This window comes from Longitalea arenae (genome assembly GCF_016924755.1).
In the GTDB taxonomy this organism is placed as follows: Bacteria; Bacteroidota; Bacteroidia; order Chitinophagales; family Chitinophagaceae; genus Niastella; species Niastella arenae.
The window spans coordinates 406,336-426,459 of sequence record NZ_JAFFJX010000003.1 but is presented as its reverse complement, the minus strand read 5'-3'; the positions used below and the strand labels follow the sequence as shown (position 1 = coordinate 426,459).

The following is a 20,124-nucleotide window of genomic DNA, read 5'->3' as shown; positions in this document are numbered from 1 at the left end:
AACACCTATTCCCGCTTCCAGACATTTTTTGATTAAAAGCAATTTCTTTAATCGTTATCGTTAGTATGTTCGTTATAGTGATGATCGTTGGGTGAGGTAGAAGGGGATTTCAATGTGTTCGGTTGATTGTTCCAGTATAAGTTGGGCAGTTTTTTCCCCCATCATCTGAAAATCGGTTGATATGGTGGTTATGCCATTCAGGATGATCTTTTTCAGGGGTGTTTCATTATAGGAAATAACGCCCACGTGTTTGCCCACTTTTAACCGGGTGGCCAGGATCTTTTCTATCAGTATCACGAGGTCGTTCTCCATCAGGTTTATAAATACTTCTCCTTCCTTGATGGGTTCATTGGCGATATCGTGCACCACCTTATAGTTAAACGCATATTGCTGGCAGAAGCGGTAAAAGCCTTTCAATATTTCAACCGGGTGATAGGTGTATTCCGGAAAAATGATCTTTATCGTATGGTATTTGCTCAATGGTTCAAGCGATTGTTCCAGCGCGTCATAAATATCTTTTTCAAAATTCTCATATACGGCGCCGTATTTACCTTCCACACCGGGTACCAGTTTATCCATCAGGATCAATTTTTCTTTTGGCAGGGTATTTATGACCTCTACGGCGTTCTCACCCCCGTCAAGAAAGTGGGGAATGATCACATAGTGGCTGTAATCGTTCTTTTTATTATGGATAAGTCTTTTGAAAAAAGCGAAGTCATTATTGTATATATAGAAATCGATAGATGCCATTTCGCCGAGGGAGGCTACAAAAGCATCGTAAATTATTTTCTTATGCGGGCTCAGTTTATTGAACAACAGGAATATCTTCAGGTGCTGCCCAACCTCCGTGTTCTTTACAAAATATCCTTTGCCCGGCACTGAACCCAGAATGCCGATCTTTTTAAGGTGCTTGTATCCTTTTTCAGCCGTATCGCGGGATATTTCAAATTCAAAACTAAGTTCGTTAATGGAAGGCAGCAGTTCATCTTTCTGGATTTTCCCCTCACCGATGGCTTTAATAATGGAATTGGCAAGCTGCAGATACTTGGGAGTAGCAGAATAATAATCGATAAATAAATGCTGAAATATGGAATCTTTTTTCATGTTAGGCGCTCCGGTTATACAATGGCTCAAACCCATCAAAATTAGTTAAAGCATTAAATATTAAGCGGGTTTTGTAAAAAAAGACCATGATGGACCATGATGGGCTAATAATCGGTAACTTCTACTTTCACCTTTTTAATCCGGCATAGGCTGGCCATATAGAAAATTGCTACAAATGAATGCTATTCTTGGAGTTATATTTCATTTTTTAGGAGGATTCGCTTCCGGAAGTTTTTATATACCGTACAAAAAAGTCAAAGGTTGGGCCTGGGAAAGTTACTGGATCGTGGGCGGTTTGTTTTCCTGGTTGATTGTACCACCGTTAGCCGCCTGGCTTACCATTCCCAACTTTTCAGAAATCATCAGTCAGGCTGGTGGTGGCGTAATAGGCTATACGTTCTTATTTGGTATCCTGTGGGGTATTGGCGGGCTGACTTATGGCCTGGGTGTACGGTACCTGGGCGTTTCACTGGGCAGCAGCATCATCCTGGGCCTTTGCATGGTCTTCGGCTCCCTTATCCCTTCCATTTATTATGATCTTTTTCCGCAGGAGAAAAAAGATACTTTCAGCACCCTGATAAGCACCCCCTGGGGGCTTACTGTTTTACTGGGGCTGGCCATTTGCATACTTGGGATCGTGATTTGCGGAAAGGCAGGCACCCGTAAAGAAAAGGAGTTGATGAAAGGCGGAACCGATCCGCATGGCGCAGTGGTAAAAACCGAGTACCGCTTTGGTCTTGGTCTGGCGGTGTCGATCATCTCGGGGGTATTGAGCGCCTGTTTCAACTTTGGATTGGAAGCCGGTAAACCGATGGCGGATGTGGCCAATAACTTATGGAAGGCGGCCAATCCCGGTCAGGGCGAATTCCTTTACCAGAATAATGTGACCTATGTAGTAGTATTATGGGGTGGCTTGACCACCAATTTCATCTGGTGTATGATCCTGAATGCCCGCAACAGAACGTTCGGCGATTATACCAATAAAAAAACGCCGCTGCTGAGCAATTACATTTTTGCTGCCCTGGCGGGTACCACCTGGTTCCTGCAATTCTTCTTCTATGGCATGGGCGAAAGCAAACTGGGCAACGGCCCCAGCAGCTGGATCCTGCATATGGCCTTTATCATTTTAACGGCCAACGCGTGGGGATTGATCTTGAAGGAATGGGCAGGCGTTAGCAGGAAAACGAAGTCAACGGTTATTATAGGCATCATTACGATCATCGTGTCTGTGTTGGTAGTGGGATATGGTAATTCGTTGCGTCCTTAAGCTGAGCTGCTGCAGCCAATACAGAGCAACTAAGCCAGCCTTAGCCGGCTTTTAAAGAATATATAAAAAGAAACAATTAAAGATCAGACTATGTCAGCAACAAGTGCAGTAAAGTTCAAACATGTAAGCTATTTGTGGGATGATGCCAAAGCGGCTGCCCTGCAAGGCGATGAAGTAGCATTGTTAATTTACCGGAGTAATTTGCTGGGCGCCGATCTGCGTCTCACCAACTACGGTGGTGGCAATACTTCCTGTAAAGCCATTGCAAAAGATCCCTTAACCGGCAAAGAAACCGAAGTGATGTGGATCAAAGGCTCGGGCGGCGACCTGGGCACCATGAAGAAAAGCGGTCTTGCTGCCTTATATGTTGAACGTTTACGCAGCCTGAAAAACGTTTACCGGGGTATCGAACACGAAGATGAAATGGTAGAACTGTTCAACCATTGCATTTTTGACCTCGCTTCAAAAGCGCCTTCCATCGATACACCGCTGCATGGTTTCCTTCCTTTCAAACACATCGATCACCTGCATCCTGATGCTGCTATTGCCATAGCTGCAGCCAAGGATGGTAAAAAAATAACACAGGAATTATTCAATGGAACAATAGGCTGGGTTGAATGGCAACGCCCTGGTTTCGATCTTGGGTTGAAACTGGCGAAATGCCTGGAAGAGAACCCGGGCATCCGTGGCATCATGCTGGGCTCACATGGTTTGTTCACCTGGGGCGATACAGCGTATGAAAGCTATATCAACACCCTGGAAGTGATCGAGCGTTGCGCAGAATACATCGAAGAAAAAGTAAGTAAGCAGAAAGCTGTTTTTGGTGGTGCTAAAGTTGCGTCACTGCCTGCGGCACAACGTACATCACAAGCTGCCGCCCTGGCCCCTGTATTACGCGGCTTCTGCTCGAGCTACCAGAAAATGGTTGGTCATTTCACCGATGATGAAAGAGTGTTGAACTTCATCAACTCAAAAGACCTCGAGAAACTGGGGCCTATGGGTACCAGCTGTCCCGACCACTTCTTACGTACGAAGATCAGTCCGCTGGTGTTGAACTTAGCGCCGAACGAAGACCTGAGCGATGTAAGCAGGATCAAAGAGAAACTGACGCCGCAATTCGAAGCCTACCGCGCTATGTATGCAGACTATTATAATACCTGCAAACATCCTAACAGCCCGGCTATGCGCGATCCCAACCCGGTGGTGATCCTGTACCCCGGCGTAGGTATGTTCACTTTCTCGAAAGACAAACAAACAGCCCGCGTAGCCGCCGAGTTCTACATCAACGCCATTAACGTAATGCGTGGTGCAGAAGCCATTTCTGAATATACATCACTGCCCCGCCAGGAGGCTTTTAATATCGAATACTGGTTACTGGAAGAAGCCAAGCTGCAACGCATGCCCAAGCCCAAAGCTTTATCGGGCCGCATTGCCCTGGTAACCGGTAGTGCCGGTGGAATAGGGAAAGCTATAGCCAAGAAATTTGCCGACGAGGGGGCTTGTGTGATCATTAACGACAATGACGCCCAACGCCTCGAAGGAGCAAAAGAAGACTTCAGCAAATCATACGGCAAAGACGTATTTGCCGCTGTTGTTCTTGATGTTACCAAAGCCAGCGATATTAAAGGCGCCTGCGATGCAGCGGCCCTGGCCTTCGGTGGGTTGGACATCGTAGTAAACTGCGCTGGTTTATCCATTTCAAAACCCATTGAAGAGCATACCGAGAAAGACTGGGATATCCTGTACGATGTACTGGTGAAAGGTCAGTTCTTTGTAACCCAGGCTGGTGTTGAAGTGATGCGCAAGCAGGCGATCGGCGGCGATGTGATCAACATCGTGAGCAAGAATGCCCTGATGAGCGGTCCGAACAATGCCGGTTACGGTTCTGCCAAAGCAGCCCAGTTACACCTGAGCCGTTTGAATGCGGCTGAATTAGGAAAAGATCATATCCGTGTGAACGTGGTGAATCCAGATGCGGTTATTTCTGACAGTAAGATCTGGGAAGGTGCATGGGCGGAAGGACGCGCCAAAGCCTATGGTATCAAAGTAGAAGAGTTACCTGCTTATTATGCCAAACGCACCCTGCTGAACGAGATCATTTTGCCTGAAGACATTGCCAATGCCTGCTTCGCGGTAACTGGTGGTTTGCTCAACAAATCAACCGGTAACGTGATCAATGTAGACGGTGGTGTAGCTACGGCCTTTGTACGATAATTAACCGTTTGCGGTTTGTGGTTTGTAGTTTGTTGTTGCTTCGCGCTTTGGAATGGCCGATAAATCAGTCATTAAGCGATCAGTTGTGAAGCTGCACTTTAGTAACTATAAACTTTAAACCATAAACTATAAACAAACATTGCTATGCCAAGAGTTGCATTCAAAATGAAACTATTTCCGGGTTATGAAGCCGAATACAAAAAACGGCATGACGCTTTATGGCCCGAACTAAAGGAGTTATTGCATGCAACCGGCATCAGTGAATATTCGATCTTTTTGGATGAAACCACTAATAGCCTCTTCGGCGTTTTACAGGTAAACGACCCGGCTGCGCTGGACAATTTACCTGCACACCCGGTTATGCAGAAATGGTGGGCATTTATGAAAGATATCATGGAGAGTAATGCTGATAACTCCCCGGTTTCTATTCCGCTAAAGGAAGTTTTTTATTTGCCTTAAGCGTGGTGGAAGAAGGATTTTGGAATTTTGCGATTTCGGGATGTTGAGATTATTGCGAGCGCTAACTCAAAAGAGAGCTTGAAATCTGCAAATATCAAAATCACCAATAACCAGCGTAGCTATCTTTGGTGTACATAAGAATCACGTTACAAACAATCATTCCTAAATACGATTGTATGCAAATAGATAAGTATAAAATAGACGAGCACAATAATAGTCTCCTGAAAGAACATAAACGCCGGTTCGATTTTGCTGCAGAAGGGGTTACCGGTTTAGATGAAATTCTAAAGAAGCTGGTTGATTTCCAGATCGCCATTCCCAGCTGGGCTTTAGGCACCGGCGGGACCCGTTTCGGCCGTTTTTCAGGTGGTGGCGAACCCCGCACCCTCGAAGAGAAGATCGAAGATGTAGGATTGTTACACAGCCTTAACAAAAGCGGCGGCGCTATTTCCCTGCACATTCCCTGGGATATTCCGAAAGATGCGAAAGCCATTAAAGCACTGGCTGCCCAACATGGTCTGCGTTTCGATGCTGTAAACTCCAACACCTTCCAGGATCAGCCGGATCAAAAGCTAAGTTACAAATTCGGTTCCCTGCAGCATGTTGATAAAGCAACCCGCAAGCAGGCGATCGAGCATAATATTGAAGTGATAAAACAAGGCGTAGAACTGGGTTCAGACTCTATCACCGTTTGGTTATCGGATGGTAGCTGCTTTCCCGGTCAGTTGAATTTCCGTAAGGCATTTCAACGCACCCTGGAAAGCCTGCAGGAGATCTATGCTGCACTGCCCGAGCACTGGAAGATGTTTGTTGAGTACAAAGCTTTCGAACCGAACTTCTACTCAATGACTGTTGGCGATTGGGGGCAATCGTTGCTGTATGCCAGTAAACTGGGACCTAAAGCGTATACGCTGGTTGATCTTGGCCACCATTTGCCGAATGCCAATATCGAACAGATCGTAGCCCTCTTGCTGAGCGAAGGCAAACTCGGTGGTTTTCACTTTAACGACTCCAAATACGGCGATGATGATCTTACGGTCGGCAGCATCAACCCATACCAGCTCTTCCTGATCTTCAATGAACTGGTGGAAGGTATGGATGCCCGCGGCATGCAACATGCTACCGACCTGGGCTGGATGATCGATGCATCACACAATGTAAAAGATCCGCTGGAAGACCTGCTGCAATCGGTAGAAGCTATCAAGATAGCGTATGCGCAAGCCTTGCTGGTTGATACCAAAGCATTGCAGGCTGCCCAGGAAGTGAGTGATGTGGCCAAAGCGCAGGAAATTCTGCAACAGGCTTACCGTACGGATGTAAGAGCCCTGGTAGCGGAAGCCCGCATGCGGGCCGGTGGTGCTTTGCAACCGTTGCAAATGTATCGTCAATTGAAAGTAAGAGAGCATCTTATTAAAGAAAGAGGTCAGAAAACAGTAGCTACTGGTTTATAAATGTAGCTTCTTGTTAAAAATAAATGTTGCCGGTTACCAGTTCCCGGTTTCCGGGGCCTGTTGACTGGCAACTTCTAGCTTAACGGGCTCCCCGGTAACTGGTAACCGGTACCCGGTAACAGCTCAACAGGCTTTCGAATGTAAAAGTGAGTGATAATAGCTTCCTAATGAGTAGAACTCCCGTCATAGCGATTTTTGATATTGGCAAGACCAATAAAAAGTTATTCCTTTTTGATGAGCAGTACAATATAGTGCTTGAGAAAAGCGAGCAGTTCGAGGAAGTAAAAGATGAAGATGGGGATACCTGCGAAGACCTTTTTGCCCTTACCAACTGGGTGCATTTGTGTTTAAGGGAAGTGTTTGCGGATAAGCGCTTCCAGGTGCGGGCCCTGAACTTCAGCACCTATGGCGCCAGTTTTGTTCATATCGATAAAGAAGGAACGCCGGCTGCTCCCTTGTACAATTACCTGAAACCGTATCCGGCCAGGCTGCAGGAAGAATTTTACAAAAAATATGGCGGAGAGATCGCTTTCTCTATACATACGGCTTCGCCGGTGTTGGGCAACCTGAACTCAGGTTTGCAATTATACCGCCTGAAATACCAGAAACCCGAGCTCTTCGATCGCATTCATTACTCCCTTCATTTACCGCAGTACATGAGCTATGCGGTCACCGGCCGTGCATATAGCGATATTACCAGCATTGGCTGCCATACCGGCTTATGGAATTTTCCGCAGAACCATTACCACGAATGGATCTACCGCGAAGCCATCAATGAGAAGCTGGCGGCCATTTTTCCATCGGACCAGCTGATGCCTTCGCAATGGGAGGGACAGGCCCTGCTGACCGGGGTAGGATTACACGACAGCTCTGCTGCCCTTATCCCTTACCTGTTTCACTTTACCGAACCATTTGTATTGATATCAACCGGCACCTGGTGTATCAGTTTGAACCCGTTCAATCAAACCAGGCTCACGTATGAGGAATTGCAACAGGACTGCCTCTGTTATATGGAATACCGGGGCAAGCCTGTAAAGGCCTCCCGCCTGTTTGCCGGTTACGAACATGAACAACAAACCAAACGCTTGGCGGCTCATTTTAATGTAGCACTGGATCGTTATAAACAGGTGGCATTTAACGCAGATCTCTTACCGGGTCTGGCGCAGGCTGCTGATGCAGCGGCAGATAATAAAGCCGGCAGATCGGCCATGGTGCAGGAATCGGTTTTTGGTAGCCGTGACCTCAACAGTTTTGCTTCCTATGAAGTCGCATACCACCAGTTCATGGCTGACCTCATGACCCAGCAGGTGGCCTCGTTGAACCTCGTATTGCATAACAGTCCGGTTAAAAAGATCTTTGTCGATGGCGGGTTCAGCCGCAATCCGATATACATGAACTTACTGGCGAATGCATTTCCGAAACATGAAGTATATGCCGCTTCTATGGCGCAGGCATCGGCGATGGGCGCCGCTCTGTCGGTGCATACTGCCTGGAACAAGAATAACCCTTCCCATGATCTTATTGAATTGAAGTCTTATACCGGGGTGCTGTTAAACAGCTAGCATAAATAAAGTAATAGAGGTGTGCCACACATTCGAAGTATGGCACACCTTTACTTTTTCAGAATGATCAATAACCGGCATTTTGCTGCGCCTGCTTTTCATCTGGCGTCAGGGCCTTTCCGTTCAACTGGATACCATCGAGGTAAGTTTGTGGAATGGGGCGCAGTAAATGGTGATCCTTGATATTGGGTGCGGCCTGCGAATTAAAAGCCTTTACACGTTGAACCAATGTCTTTGTTCTTGATAGATCTTCCCAGCGTTTATATTCACCGCAAAGCTCGCGAGAACGTTCATTCAGTATAAACGCCAGCATTCTTTCATAGGTGCCGCTTATTCCCAGCGTAGCAATCACATATTCATCACTGGCAGGCAGGGTATTAATGTCTGTAATGGCCAGATTGGTGGCAGCCGTTGTTACAGGTATATTATTCGATTCGTAATACGAATTCTCAGGCATGAAAGAGTTGATATTAGGATTTTGACCCGAAGTAGAGGCGCCCAGCGCTCCACCGCCATCATAATAGGCGGCGCGGTCTTCACCGTTTACAAACTGTGCACGAACCCGAACCGGATTGATATATTGTAATGCATCGGTGTAAGCGCCGGTGCCTGCTTTTGCCAACCTGATCCTGGCTTCCGCTGCGATCAGATAAGTTTCTGCAGACCGGGCAAGATTCAGATCACGCAGTCCCCTGGTTTCGTTAAAGCCGATCCTTGATCCATCCATATGTTTGCTACAGGAAGGAAACCGCACATCGGCCTCCATGGCGCCGTTCGTTGTTCTGCCCGCAGGGAAAGCAATATAGGCGTTGGGAATTGTTTTTCCTGTTTTCGAATAAACGACAACGTCGTTCAGCTTGAAACTGGAAAAACGGTTATCACCGGGTTGGTTAATAATGTAGATTATACCGAGATCGCCGTTGACATAATAATTGCCTGCAGACTTGTTCAACCTGCTTTTTGTTCTGAAGCTTTTCCAGAACCTGGAGTCGTTCACCTGGTCAAATACCCGGTACAAATAGTAATTGGTACGCAGCCGGCTGAATGGCCTGTCGCCTGTAACATCACGTTGCATTTGGGGGATATCGTCATAACGGGATGCCCAATAGAGGTGTTGTTGGTTTGTGCCGTTGGTAGAAACGTCTGCCGTGAATTGCGCAGAAAGGATCAGTTCGGGCAGCCTTTCGTTTGGTCCGTCAGGAGCAGTATAATTCCAGAGGTTTGCAAAGTTGCCAGTTAATGGATGCCTGGAAATAACTTCATCACACAACGGTATTATGGCTGCCAGATCGGCTGCTTTCGTGGAAGAGTTCCATGAATCATTGATCTCGCTGGCGCGGAACAGGTATGCTTTTGCCAGGTAATGGGCTGCGGCATCTTTGGTGATCTTTGCAGGCGCATTCGTATTTGGTAAAAGTTCGTATGCCTGTTTAAAATCATCTATGATCTGCTTGTAAATTTCTTCAGGCGTTGCCCGCGTAAATTCCTTTTCGACTGTTGTGCTGGGTGTTGTCTTCAGCGGTACTGCACCATACTGAGCAACCAACCGGAGGTAACAGTATGCTCTGAAAAAATAACCTTCGCCCAATGCTATTTTTTTGATGGCATCGGAAGTGGAAGTACTGGCGATTGCATTTTGGATCAGCAGATTGGCATCGCCTATTCCAATGTAAAGGTTGTCCCACTGCGCATTCGCAAATTGCGTATTGGCGTTATTTATGGTAACAATTGATCTGAAGCCAACATCATAATTGTTCCATACACCATTTGATCCATCGCCACCCACCATAAACTCATCTACCCCATAATTCTGGGTGCAGTAGGCCCATTCAGCGCTAAAGGGCAGATTGAAAACCTGGTAATAAGTACCGGTGGCCAGTTGCAGAATGCCGGCATCGGTTTTCAGGAAGTCCATATCTCTGGCGGTGGTGAGTTCTTCGTTCAGGAAATCTTTTTTGCAAGATGACATAAAGATCAGGCCTGAAAGAAGCGATATATTGAGAATTGATTTTAATGATTTCATTCTGGTAAATTTTTTTACGTTACACGTTGGGTTAAAAAGTTGCGTTCAGTCCGAATGTGATACCTCTGTTGAAAGTAGCACCATTAAAGGCAGGCGTAACAGTCACTACATCCATATCGAGCCAGTCGATCTTTGAAAACAGCATGCCCGGGTTAGCGATCTGTACATAGGCTTTTAAGTTCGACAACCCTGTTTTCTTCAAGGCCTTGCCGGTGAGACTATAGCCCAACGATATATTACGGATCTTTATAAATGAAGCATCTTCATAACCTAACACAACAGAGTAGGGATCACCAGTAGCCTCTGTATGAATCGGTTTTTGATATTCAGCATTCGTATTGTTCTCGTTATAATAATTGATCTTCCGCTGCGTACCACGCGCTGTTTGTGCTTCGCCACCCGTATTGTACAGGTATTTTAACCGGCCGTATAAAAAAATGGAAAGTTCCAGCGACTTGTATGATATGGTATTGGTCATTCCCACGATCCATCTGGGTCTTGTATTGCCAATGATCACCCGGTCATTATTGGGATCTATTTTTTTATCGTCATTGATATCCACAGGCCGCGCGCTTCCCGGCGTGAAATTGGTTCCATTGGCGTTAAACTGCCTGTAGGCGGCTGAATCTTCGAGATGCCAGATGCCTGCGCCCTTAAAATTGTAGATCACTTCAATAGGCTGACCGATGAACCAGTTGTTATTGATATCGTCCTGTTTACCGTTCGACAAGCTGACGATCTTATCTCTTTGCCATGAAATACTGGTGTTTGTTGTCCAACTGAAATCCTTAGTTCGGATATTAACTGTTGTTAAACTCAGATCCATCCCTTTATTGGCAGTTTGGCCAACATTTGCAAAGGTTGTTGTGAAACCAGTAACAGTGGGAATGCTCATTTGCATTAACAGGTCTGTGGTCTTCGATTGATACAGATCGAGGCTACCAAAGACCCTTCTGTTCAGCAGCGAAAAATCGATACCCACATTATATTGCGTGGTTTTTTCCCAGCCCAATGACTGGTTGGCCAATGTGAGGGAAGGAATAGCCCCGGGTGTTATCGTTGAAGTATACGGGTAAAAGAGGGAGGTAAGAGGGCCCTGGGTAGCGTAGGGACTAATGGCAGAGTTGCCGGTAACGCCTACCCCAAACCGTAATTTGAGATCGTTCACCCAGGTTACAGGCGCCATGAAATTCTCTTCGTTCATTTTCCACGCAAAAGCCATGGAAGGGAACCAGGAATACTTATGACCTTCTGCGAGCTGGGAGGCGCCATCGCGCCGGGCAGATACCGTGAGCACATACTTGTCGTTAAACGTATAATTTATGCGAGCCATTAAAGATTGTAACTGACTCTCTGTAAGCCCCGAGGTATACCCCGTTAAGTTGTTGGCCGGAATATAACTTTTCGATAAGGCATTCCAGCGCTGACTTCCAAAAGCGATCCCGTTGGCAGCGATATAACTGCTGTCTGATTTAAATTTGGTCTGGCTGCCCAATAGCGTAAGTCCGATATCATGTTTGCCAATGGTTTTATTATAATAGATCAGATGATCGAGGGTATAGGAGAATGTTTGCGCTTTTGTAAGCGAGGCAGAGCTTGTACCGGTGCTGATCACCGAATTCGGATCTATATAGGTTCCATCGCGATAGGTGCTGAAGTCGGGCCCGAAGTTCAGCCGGTATTTCAAGCCTTTCAGCGCCGCATGGATAGTTCCAAAGTCAACCTGGCCGTAAAAGCTACCGAAAGCGCGCAGTGTTGTTCTTTGGTCCTGGTTCAGGGTCCACTCTTCAGCCACGTTCTTAAACGCTATATCCCCGCCCGGATTAATGATCCGGTTTCCGGCCGAGTCATACGGTACTGCATAGGGGAACATGGCCCTGGCCGATTCAAAAACGCTGTGCGAGGAAGATGTTGTTGTGGCGCCTGTTCTTGACTGCCCGTATTCCTGGATACTGTAGGCCACTGTGATATTACTTCCGAACGAAAACCATTTGGTAGCATTTACGTCTACATTTACATTGGCATTGTACCGCTTATAACTTTGTCCTCTTTGTGTGCCTGTATTGTCGAGGTAGCCGAATGAACCGTAGGCTTTTGCTTTTTCACTTCCTCCACCGGCGCTGAGGGTAAGATTCTTTGTAATACCGGTTTGACTTACCATGCCGAACCAATCAGTTGTTTGCACCTGCGATCCGTCCCAGGCTCCCGAAGCCCAGCCCCTGGCAATATTTGCCCAGGCTGAAGGATCGCTGGTGGCCAGGAAGATATTTCTGTCATGCGCCATATTAGGCTGATCGCCACGGGGATTCACGGCCGGGTTCTTGTAATAATAAGCCCAGCGGCGAAATGTGATATACTCTTCGGCATTGAACATTTCCATTCTGTTCACGATCTTTTCGGCGGTGGTAGCCAGGTTCAGGTTCAGCGATGTTTTTCCAACCTTTCCCTGTTTCGTAGTAACGATCACCACGCCGTTCGCACCACGGGAACCGTAAATGGCTGTTGCGGAGGCGTCTTTCAGTACATCGATCGATTCAATATCATTTGGATTTATGTATTCAATACCGCCGGTCATCAGGGGAATTCCATCGACAACATAGAGCGGTGAATTGGATGCTGTCAGCGACCGTACGCCACGGACATTAACGGTGGCCACCGTACCGGGCCGCTCGGTAGAGCTGATATCAACACCGGCTACCTTTCCCTGCATCGCCTGCAGGGCATCATTTACCGGTCTTGATTTTATGTCTTTTTCATTGATGCCTGCAACGGCGCCTGTTACATCACGCTTTTTCACAGCGCCATACCCGATAACCACCACCTGGTCCATCGCGTTATCCCCAGCGCTCAAGGCTACATTCAATTGTCCCTTATTTTCTATTGGTACTTCCCTGGAAATGAATCCCACAGAGCTGAATATAAGCACTGCGCTCCCTGATGGTGCATTAATGGAGAAGGTCCCATCGTGGTTGGTGGCAGTTGCAATGCCGGTCCCTTTAACCTGAACAGTGACGCCTTGCAGCGGGGCGCCCGTATTGTCTGTAATTTTGCCGGTTACCGGGAAGCTGTTTTGTGCAAAGGAGAAGATGGCAAATAGGTTAAATAGCGAAATGAGCAGGACATTTCGCCTGAAAGCAATCGTTTTTTTCATAATAGCCGTTAGAATGTTTAATTAATATGTCTACGTAATTTATCCTATCCTGTTCCCAAAATCATCCTGAGCTATCCTGTGCGGACATACGCTGTTTTCACAGGATAGCACAGGATTGTGGGACGTTCATGGGATGGTATTTTTATTACCTTGCAAATTGACTATTACGCCATATGAATAAAATAACCCATACGCTGTTTCTATCACTCCTTCTGTCTCCAGCCGTGTTTTCGCAGGTAAATCCGAAACCAGGAACTGATGTTACCGCTCCTTTACATGCATTACAACCTGACTATCCTGTGCCTTATGAGGCCATGAGCCAGGAGAACATAAAAAAGGTGCTTGACAAAGTGTTCAATTATCTGGATGCGGTTACGCCGGCTCAAATGATCAATAAGCAAACAGGGCAGGAGGTGACAGATGCCACGTCATTCGATACCGCTTATGGTATTAAACCCGGCGATTTCCGGCTTACCGCTTATGAATGGGGCGTTACCTATAGCGGCATGCTGCTGGCAGCCGAAACCAGCGGCGATGCCCGGTACAGCGATTATGTGCAACAACGCCTTGCATTTATTGCCAAATGGGTGCCTGCCATTAAAAAGAAGGTAAGCGAGGGTTCGCTGAAAGGAAATTATGTTTTCCGCCAACCGGTGGAGCCGCATGCACTGGATGATGCCGGCGCCGTGTGCGCTGCGATGATCAAAGCAACCCGCAGTGGCCTGAATAAAGAGCTTCGTCCCTTAATTGATAACTTCATCCATTATATCAGTAAAAAAGAATTCCGGTTGCCAGATGGCACGCTGGCTCGAAACCGTCCGCAGAAAAATACCATATGGCTGGATGACCTGTACATGAGTGTGCCGGCGCTCGCGCAAATGGGCAAGCTCACGGGGCAAACAGCTTATTATGACGATGCGGTGAAGCAGATCCGCCAGTTTACCCAACGCATGTTCGATAAAGAGAAAGGATTATACATGCATGGCTGGGTACAGGACATGAACCCGCACCCGGCATTTTACTGGGGCCGGGCCAACGGCTGGGCCATTATGGCCATGGTAGAACTGCTGGACGTATTGCCGGAAAATCATCCGGGCCGTTCTTTTGTGTTGCAACAATTGCAGGCACATGCCAAAGGACTGGCTGCATATCAAAGCGGTTCAGGCTTCTGGCACCAGTTATTGAACCGCACCGATTCTTACCTGGAAACATCCGCTACGGCAATTTATGCATATTGCCTGGCGCATGCTGTTAATAAAGGTTGGTTAGACGCGAAGGCTTATGCGCCCATGGCCATGCTGGCCTGGAATGCAGTGACAACCAAAATAAATGCCACCGGGCAGGTGGAAGGCGTTTGTGTAGGCACGGGTATGGCGTTCGATCCCGCATTTTATTATCACCGTCCGGTTAATGTATATGCAGCCCATGGTTACGGACCGGTATTACTGGCCGGCGCAGAAATGCTGCGCTTGGTTAAGAACAATCCATTCAAAATAAATGACAGTTCCTTGCAGTATTATGCCCCCTGAACAGTACGTCTGTTATTAAAACTATTAGTTATTGAGTTCCTAAGTTGTTGACTTCTTAAATTGATCACTTATTAAATGTTCATGCCACCATTCAAGCGCAAAGGTCGTCTGCAAGAAAGCGGCCGCATAGCGATAAGAACGTAGAAGTGAGTGACACAACAGCAGGGGATAGTAGCACTTAGTTGGCAAATAAAAGGTTCATGGGAACATTGAAACCGTGAACCTGTATGGATTTGCCGTTTCACGATTTTGTTATTATTTTGGCCCGCCTGTACATCAGTACATTATTTAATTTATTTGTTGTTATTACGAATGCTGCATTCGTATTTTTACGTTTACTCATTTTACCGGATATAATAATGGTAAACTATTATCGTTTTCCATTATCAGAAAACACATTCAATATCTTATAAGGCAATATGAAAAAAAGTACACTCATCGCCTCTTTTTTCCTGTTGGTTGGATCTGTACCCGTTTGCGCACAAACCGCAAAACCCGTAGTGGTAAATCCCCGTGTTGAAAACCTTACCAATCCGGCAGGTCTTGAGATCCTGCAGCCGCGCTTAAGCTGGCAAATAAACAGCACCGCAAGAGCAGTTATGCAAACCCGCTATCGCATCCTGGTGGCAGATGATTGGGCCAAACTGGCAGCCAATACTGGTAACATGTGGGATAGTAAGGAGGTGAACAGTGAGCAATCGCTGTGGGTGCCTTATGCCGGTAAACCGCTGGTGGCCGGTCAAACCTATTACTGGAAGGTGATGGTTTGGGACAATCAGGGCGGTATGTCTGACTGGAGCAGTGATACAGCACGCTTTCAAATGGGTTTAATACAGGCGGCCGACTGGAGCAATGCGCAATGGATCGGCTACGATGAGCTGGATGCCGCCAAACGGTATGTGCCGGGTATTCATTCGCCCGGATCCAGCAAGGAATACAAATCAGTCGTGAGTGGAAATCACGTATTGCCCCTGTTACGCAAATCATTCAGCATTAGCAAACCGGTAAAAAAAGCAACTGCCTTCATTACCGGCCTGGGCCAGTATGAACTGCATATCAATGGCCAGAAAATTGGTGATCAGTTCCTGGCGCCCGGTTGGAGCAATTACGATAAACGTGTTTTATACAACGTGCTTGATGTAACCAATGCTGTCACGAACGGCAATAACGCCATTGGCGTAATGCTGGGAAATGGCTTCTTTAACGTTCCCAATGAGCGTTACCGCAAAACGCTGCTGGCATACGGTAATCCAAAAATGATCATGAAGCTGCTGGTGGAGTATACAGATGGCACTAAGTCGGAAGTTATTTCAGACAACAGTTGGAAAACAGCGCCCAGTCCCATTACTTTCTCCAGTATCTATGCCGGGGAAGAATACAACGCCACGCTGGAACAGGATGGCTGGGATAAAGCCACCTTCAATGATGGTTCATGGAAAGCGGCTGCAGTGGTAAAAGCCCCTGCCGGCAAACTGGTTGCTGAAACCGGTACCCCGGTGAAGGTGATGGCCACCATTGCTCCGCAAAAATGTGAAAAGAACAGCGATACCACCGTGTTATTCGATTTTGGTCAGAACGCCAGTGGTATTGTTAGCATAAAAGTTCGTGGTCAAAAAGGACAGGTGATCAGGATCTATCCTGCTGAACTGATCGACGCTGAGAAACGCATCAATCAAAAGAACAGTGGCCGGCCTTATTTTTATGCATACACCTGTAAAGGGACCGGTGATGAAGAGTTCACACCCCGCTTTTCCTATTATGGTTTCCGCTATGCAGAAGTTTCTTACGCTGCGCCGGATACCATCAAAGGAAAGAAACTGACGGCCGTGATAAGCGATATAAAGCTGTTGCATACACGCAATTCGGCGCCACAGATAGGGAAGTTCGACAGCAGGGAAGACCTGATGAACGAAACTTATGCACTGATCGACTGGGCCATTCGCAGCAATATGCAAAGCGTACTGACCGACTGTCCGCACCGCGAAAAACTGGGCTGGCTCGAGCAGACTTACCTCATGGGTGAAAGCATTCACTTCAACTACGACATTTACAGTTTGTATAAGAAGATAGTAGCCGATATGATGGCCGATCAAATCACCGATGGACTGGTGCCCACTATTGCGCCGGAGTATGTGGTGTTTGATAAAGACTTAAAAGACTTCCGCGATTCACCGGAGTGGGGGAGCGCTGCCGTGGTACTGCCCTGGCTTATTTATCAATGGTATGGCGACAAAACCATCATGCAGGAGGCCTGGCCTATGATGACCAAATATATGGCCTACCTGAAATCGAAAGCCAATGGACATATTCTTTCACATGGTTTGGGCGACTGGTACGATCTGGGCCCTAATCCGCCGGGTTTTGCCCAGTTAACGCCGAAAGAACTCACGGCAACCGCCATCTATTATTATGATCTCGACCTGATCTCGAAAATGGCGAAGATCTTAGGCAAATCAGCCGAGGTAACACAATATGCCACCTGGGCGGCAGACGTGAAAAAAGCATTCAATGCTAAATTCTATAATGCCGGTACAAAAAAATATTCAACTGGCAGTCAAACAGCCATGGCCATGCCTTTGGCGGTGGGACTGGTAGAAGACGCCAATAAAGCAGCCGTGCTGGATGCCCTTAAAACCGACATCATTACCAATGAAAGTGCATTGACAGCCGGTGATATTGGTTTTCATTTCCTGGTAGATGCTTTAACTAAAAATGGGGCTGCGCAAATGGTGTATGATATGAACAGCGATGATAAAGTACCGGGTTATGGATATCAATTGAAAAAAGGCGCTACTGCCCTTACTGAATCCTGGCAGGCGCTGGACACAAAATCGAACAACCACCTGATGCTGGGCCACCTGATGCAATGGTTCTTTGATGGCGCGGGCGGCATTAAACAGGAAGATACTTCAACGGCTTACAAGAACCTGATCATTGCACCCGAACCCATCCTGGGCCTTGATAAAGGGAATGTTTATTTTAATTCACCGTACGGCCGGGTTTATTCAGAATGGGATCACCAGTATTCATTCCATGTATTCACTATTCAGGTACCGGTGAATACAACAGCCACTATTTACCTGCCTACACCGCCCAATAAAACCATTTTGGAAAGCAATACGCCGCTGGCCATGCACCGCGAAATTAAACCGCTGGGTTACCAGAACGGGCGCCAGGTGTTTAAAATAGGATCGGGAAAGTATAAGTTTATTATCCGATAAACGCTGAAAGCCGGACGCTGAAAGCGAAAGGCCTGCGCAACGCTTATAAACATTAAAAGGTGGGTCACTCTGTTCAGGGTGGCCCACCTTTTTTTAGAACCGCCAGCCAATTCGTACCTTGCCCCTATGATGCGCCCAACCATTACCATTCCCTCCACAGAAATGTTGCAACTGTTCAATGCCATTTTGATCAAACATGGATTTTCAATCGACAAAGCGATGGTTTGCGCCGAACTGTTTACCAATAACAGCATCGACGGTGTATACACCCATGGCGTGAACCGCTTTCCCCGTTTTATTGAATATATCCGAAAAGGTTATATAAATGTTCATGCTGAACCGGCGCTGAAACACCAGATGGGTGGGGTGCAGCAATGGGATGGCCGCCTGGGGCCTGGCCCCCTGAATGCCATACATGCTACCAATAATGCGATGCAGCTGGCAAGGCAGCATGGCATCGGATGCGTGGCATTGGCCAATACCAACCACTGGATGCGCGGTGGTAGTTACGGCTGGCAGGCGGCCAAAGCCGGGTTTGTATTTATCGGGTGGACCAACACCACAGGCCTGATGCCTGCCTGGGGCGCTGTTGACAGTAGGCTGGGCAATAATCCCCTGGTAATGGCATTGCCTTATGAAAAGGAAGCCATCGTGCTGGATATGGCCATGTCGCAATATTCGTTTGGGGCTCTGGAGCAGGCCGCCATGAAAAAGGAACAGTTGCCGGTATATGGCGGTTTTGACGCTAATGGGCAACTTACGACTGATCCCGGCGCAATCAGGGAATCTCGGCGGCCTTTACCGATCGGTTACTGGAAAGGAGCGGGCTTGTCGTTGTTGCTGGATATACTGGCGGCGGTCTTGTCGGGCGGCCTATCGGTGCATGAGATAGCTCAGCAGCAAAGCGAAATGGCCGTGTCGCAGGTGTTTATTGCCATTGATACGAATAAGCTCGGTAATCAGTCAGCCATAGCAGAGGTGGTGAAACGGATCATTACAGACTATCATCAATCTACACCTGATGGCAACAAGACCATTTCTTTTCCCGGTGAGCGGGTATTACAAACACGGCAAACTAATTTAATAAAAGGCATTCCGGTTCTTAAGGGGGTATGGGAGAAAATAATAGATTTAAGTTCTTAGTTAAGCGTTTATCGTTTATGGTTTGTAGTTTGTGGTTTGTGGTTTCAGCGGATTCAGCTTTAAGCGTTGAGCGTTTTACAGCATCCGGCGTTCCGCGTTTTGCGTTTGTCCGCTTGGCGGATTCAGCGTTTTACGGCGTCCGGCATTTCGCGTTTAGCGTCTGTCCGCCTTTGGCGGATTCAGCGTTTACGTTTTTTGTTCCGCGTTCCGCGTTTTGCGTCAGACAGGCCTTACCAGCAATTTATCACAAACCTTGTTGCTCAGCATCTCTGCTTTCCTGCTGGCATAACTAACGGTCATACTTTCATCAAAGGGTTCTATCGACTTCACTTTTATTTTGGAACCCAGGGCCAGGTCGCGGCTGTTAAGGAATTTGAGCAGCTCATCAGATGAATGGCTTACCGCCATAAAAGTTACGGTATCGCCTTCTTTACAATCGCTTAGTTTGATATACCTGATATATTGCTCCGTTTCTACTTTACCGTTCTTATCAGGTATGGGAGAACCATGGGGATCTATTTTGGGATAGCCCAGCAACTCATCCATTTTTTCAAAAAAAGCAGGGGACTGGATATGTTCTATCTGTTCAGCGATGTCGTGTACCTCTTCCCAGCCAAAACCCATTTTTTCAACCAGGTACATTTCAGTTAACCGGTGTTTCCTGATGATCAGGGCGGCCAGTTTTTTGCCTTTGTCGGTGAGTTTAAGCGGTTTGTAGCTTTCATAATTAACCAGCCCTTTTTCGGCCAGGCGTTTCATCATACTGTTTACAGTCGGCATCTTGATATCCAGCTGTTTACTCAACTCGTTAACGCTGGCTTCTCCCTTAGTGCTGGTCAAATTCCAAAGGGCTTTCAGGTAATTTTCCTCCGTCTGTGAAATCATGTGGCAAATTAAATAAAATATCAGCCCTTTCTAAAATGAGAATAGTAAAATGATTTTGTTAGAATCATCTAACTTATTACTTTTGTAGTGCGAAAATTGCGCTATTGTTATAAAC

Annotated in this window: 12 protein-coding genes; 8 read left to right on the top strand and 4 right to left on the bottom strand. The window is 47.0% G+C overall.

Annotated features, from left to right (window positions below; genetic code table 11):
* Positions 1 to 72: 72 nt before the first annotated feature.
* Positions 73 to 1,104: a GntR family transcriptional regulator gene (locus JT717_RS10375; protein WP_205510135.1), complete on the bottom strand. Its 1,032-nt coding sequence runs from the start codon at positions 1,102 to 1,104 to the stop codon at positions 73 to 75.
* 175 nt (positions 1,105 to 1,279) lie between these two features.
* Here JT717_RS10375 and rhaT point away from each other — a divergent pair, with 175 nt between their 5' ends.
* From rhaT to JT717_RS10350, 5 genes are all read left to right on the top strand, one after another.
* On the top strand, positions 1,280 to 2,371 hold the full coding sequence (rhaT, locus tag JT717_RS10370; RefSeq protein WP_205510134.1) for an L-rhamnose/proton symporter RhaT: 1,092 nt from the start codon (positions 1,280 to 1,282) through the stop codon (positions 2,369 to 2,371).
* A gap of 90 nt (positions 2,372 to 2,461) precedes the next feature.
* Positions 2,462 to 4,585, top strand: coding sequence for a bifunctional aldolase/short-chain dehydrogenase (locus JT717_RS10365; protein WP_205510133.1), 2,124 nt, complete (start codon positions 2,462 to 2,464; stop codon positions 4,583 to 4,585).
* A gap of 144 nt (positions 4,586 to 4,729) precedes the next feature.
* A complete protein-coding gene (gene rhaM / locus JT717_RS10360; protein WP_205510132.1) occupies positions 4,730 to 5,044 on the top strand; it encodes an L-rhamnose mutarotase in 315 nt (104 codons plus the stop codon).
* 176 nt (positions 5,045 to 5,220) lie between these two features.
* Complete coding sequence (locus JT717_RS10355; protein WP_205510131.1) at positions 5,221 to 6,495, top strand: sugar isomerase; 1,275 nt, start codon at positions 5,221 to 5,223, stop codon at positions 6,493 to 6,495.
* 167 nt (positions 6,496 to 6,662) lie between these two features.
* A complete protein-coding gene (locus JT717_RS10350) occupies positions 6,663 to 8,057 on the top strand; it encodes an FGGY-family carbohydrate kinase (RefSeq protein ID WP_205510130.1) in 1,395 nt (464 codons plus the stop codon).
* A 67-nt stretch (positions 8,058 to 8,124) separates the two neighbouring features.
* Here JT717_RS10350 and JT717_RS10345 read toward each other — a convergent pair whose 3' ends face one another.
* Complete coding sequence (locus JT717_RS10345; RefSeq protein ID WP_205510129.1) at positions 8,125 to 10,080, bottom strand: RagB/SusD family nutrient uptake outer membrane protein; 1,956 nt, start codon at positions 10,078 to 10,080, stop codon at positions 8,125 to 8,127.
* 31 nt (positions 10,081 to 10,111) lie between these two features.
* Complete coding sequence (locus JT717_RS10340) at positions 10,112 to 13,231, bottom strand: SusC/RagA family TonB-linked outer membrane protein (protein ID WP_205510128.1); 3,120 nt, start codon at positions 13,229 to 13,231, stop codon at positions 10,112 to 10,114.
* A gap of 173 nt (positions 13,232 to 13,404) precedes the next feature.
* Between JT717_RS10340 and JT717_RS10335 the strand changes: the two genes are divergently transcribed.
* The 3 genes from JT717_RS10335 (at position 13,405) to yiaK (ending at position 19,124) form a co-directional block, all read left to right on the top strand.
* A complete protein-coding gene (locus JT717_RS10335; RefSeq protein WP_205510127.1) occupies positions 13,405 to 14,760 on the top strand; it encodes a glycoside hydrolase family 88/105 protein in 1,356 nt (451 codons plus the stop codon).
* 419 nt (positions 14,761 to 15,179) lie between these two features.
* Complete coding sequence (locus JT717_RS10330) at positions 15,180 to 17,981, top strand: family 78 glycoside hydrolase catalytic domain (protein WP_205510126.1); 2,802 nt, start codon at positions 15,180 to 15,182, stop codon at positions 17,979 to 17,981.
* A 126-nt stretch (positions 17,982 to 18,107) separates the two neighbouring features.
* Positions 18,108 to 19,124, top strand: a complete 1,017-nt coding sequence (gene yiaK / locus JT717_RS10325; RefSeq protein ID WP_205510125.1) for a 3-dehydro-L-gulonate 2-dehydrogenase — start codon at positions 18,108 to 18,110, stop codon at positions 19,122 to 19,124.
* Between the two features lie 219 nt (positions 19,125 to 19,343).
* On the opposite strand, the gene JT717_RS10320 is transcribed toward yiaK, so the two are convergent.
* Positions 19,344 to 20,009, bottom strand: coding sequence for a metal-dependent transcriptional regulator (locus JT717_RS10320; protein WP_205510124.1), 666 nt, complete (start codon positions 20,007 to 20,009; stop codon positions 19,344 to 19,346).
* Between the last annotated feature and the right edge of the window lie 115 nt (positions 20,010 to 20,124).

Coding starts and splice junctions, on each gene's coding strand:
- JT717_RS10375 (WP_205510135.1), bottom strand. CDS start 1,104: ATGAAAAAAGATTCCATATTTCAGCATTTATTTATCGATTATTATTCT.
- rhaT (WP_205510134.1), top strand. CDS start 1,280: ATGAATGCTATTCTTGGAGTTATATTTCATTTTTTAGGAGGATTCGCT.
- JT717_RS10365 (WP_205510133.1), top strand. CDS start 2,462: ATGTCAGCAACAAGTGCAGTAAAGTTCAAACATGTAAGCTATTTGTGG.
- rhaM (WP_205510132.1), top strand. CDS start 4,730: ATGCCAAGAGTTGCATTCAAAATGAAACTATTTCCGGGTTATGAAGCC.
- JT717_RS10355 (WP_205510131.1), top strand. CDS start 5,221: ATGCAAATAGATAAGTATAAAATAGACGAGCACAATAATAGTCTCCTG.
- JT717_RS10350 (WP_205510130.1), top strand. CDS start 6,663: ATGAGTAGAACTCCCGTCATAGCGATTTTTGATATTGGCAAGACCAAT.
- JT717_RS10345 (WP_205510129.1), bottom strand. CDS start 10,080: ATGAAATCATTAAAATCAATTCTCAATATATCGCTTCTTTCAGGCCTG.
- JT717_RS10340 (WP_205510128.1), bottom strand. CDS start 13,231: ATGAAAAAAACGATTGCTTTCAGGCGAAATGTCCTGCTCATTTCGCTA.
- JT717_RS10335 (WP_205510127.1), top strand. CDS start 13,405: ATGAATAAAATAACCCATACGCTGTTTCTATCACTCCTTCTGTCTCCA.
- JT717_RS10330 (WP_205510126.1), top strand. CDS start 15,180: ATGAAAAAAAGTACACTCATCGCCTCTTTTTTCCTGTTGGTTGGATCT.
- yiaK (WP_205510125.1), top strand. CDS start 18,108: ATGATGCGCCCAACCATTACCATTCCCTCCACAGAAATGTTGCAACTG.
- JT717_RS10320 (WP_205510124.1), bottom strand. CDS start 20,009: ATGATTTCACAGACGGAGGAAAATTACCTGAAAGCCCTTTGGAATTTG.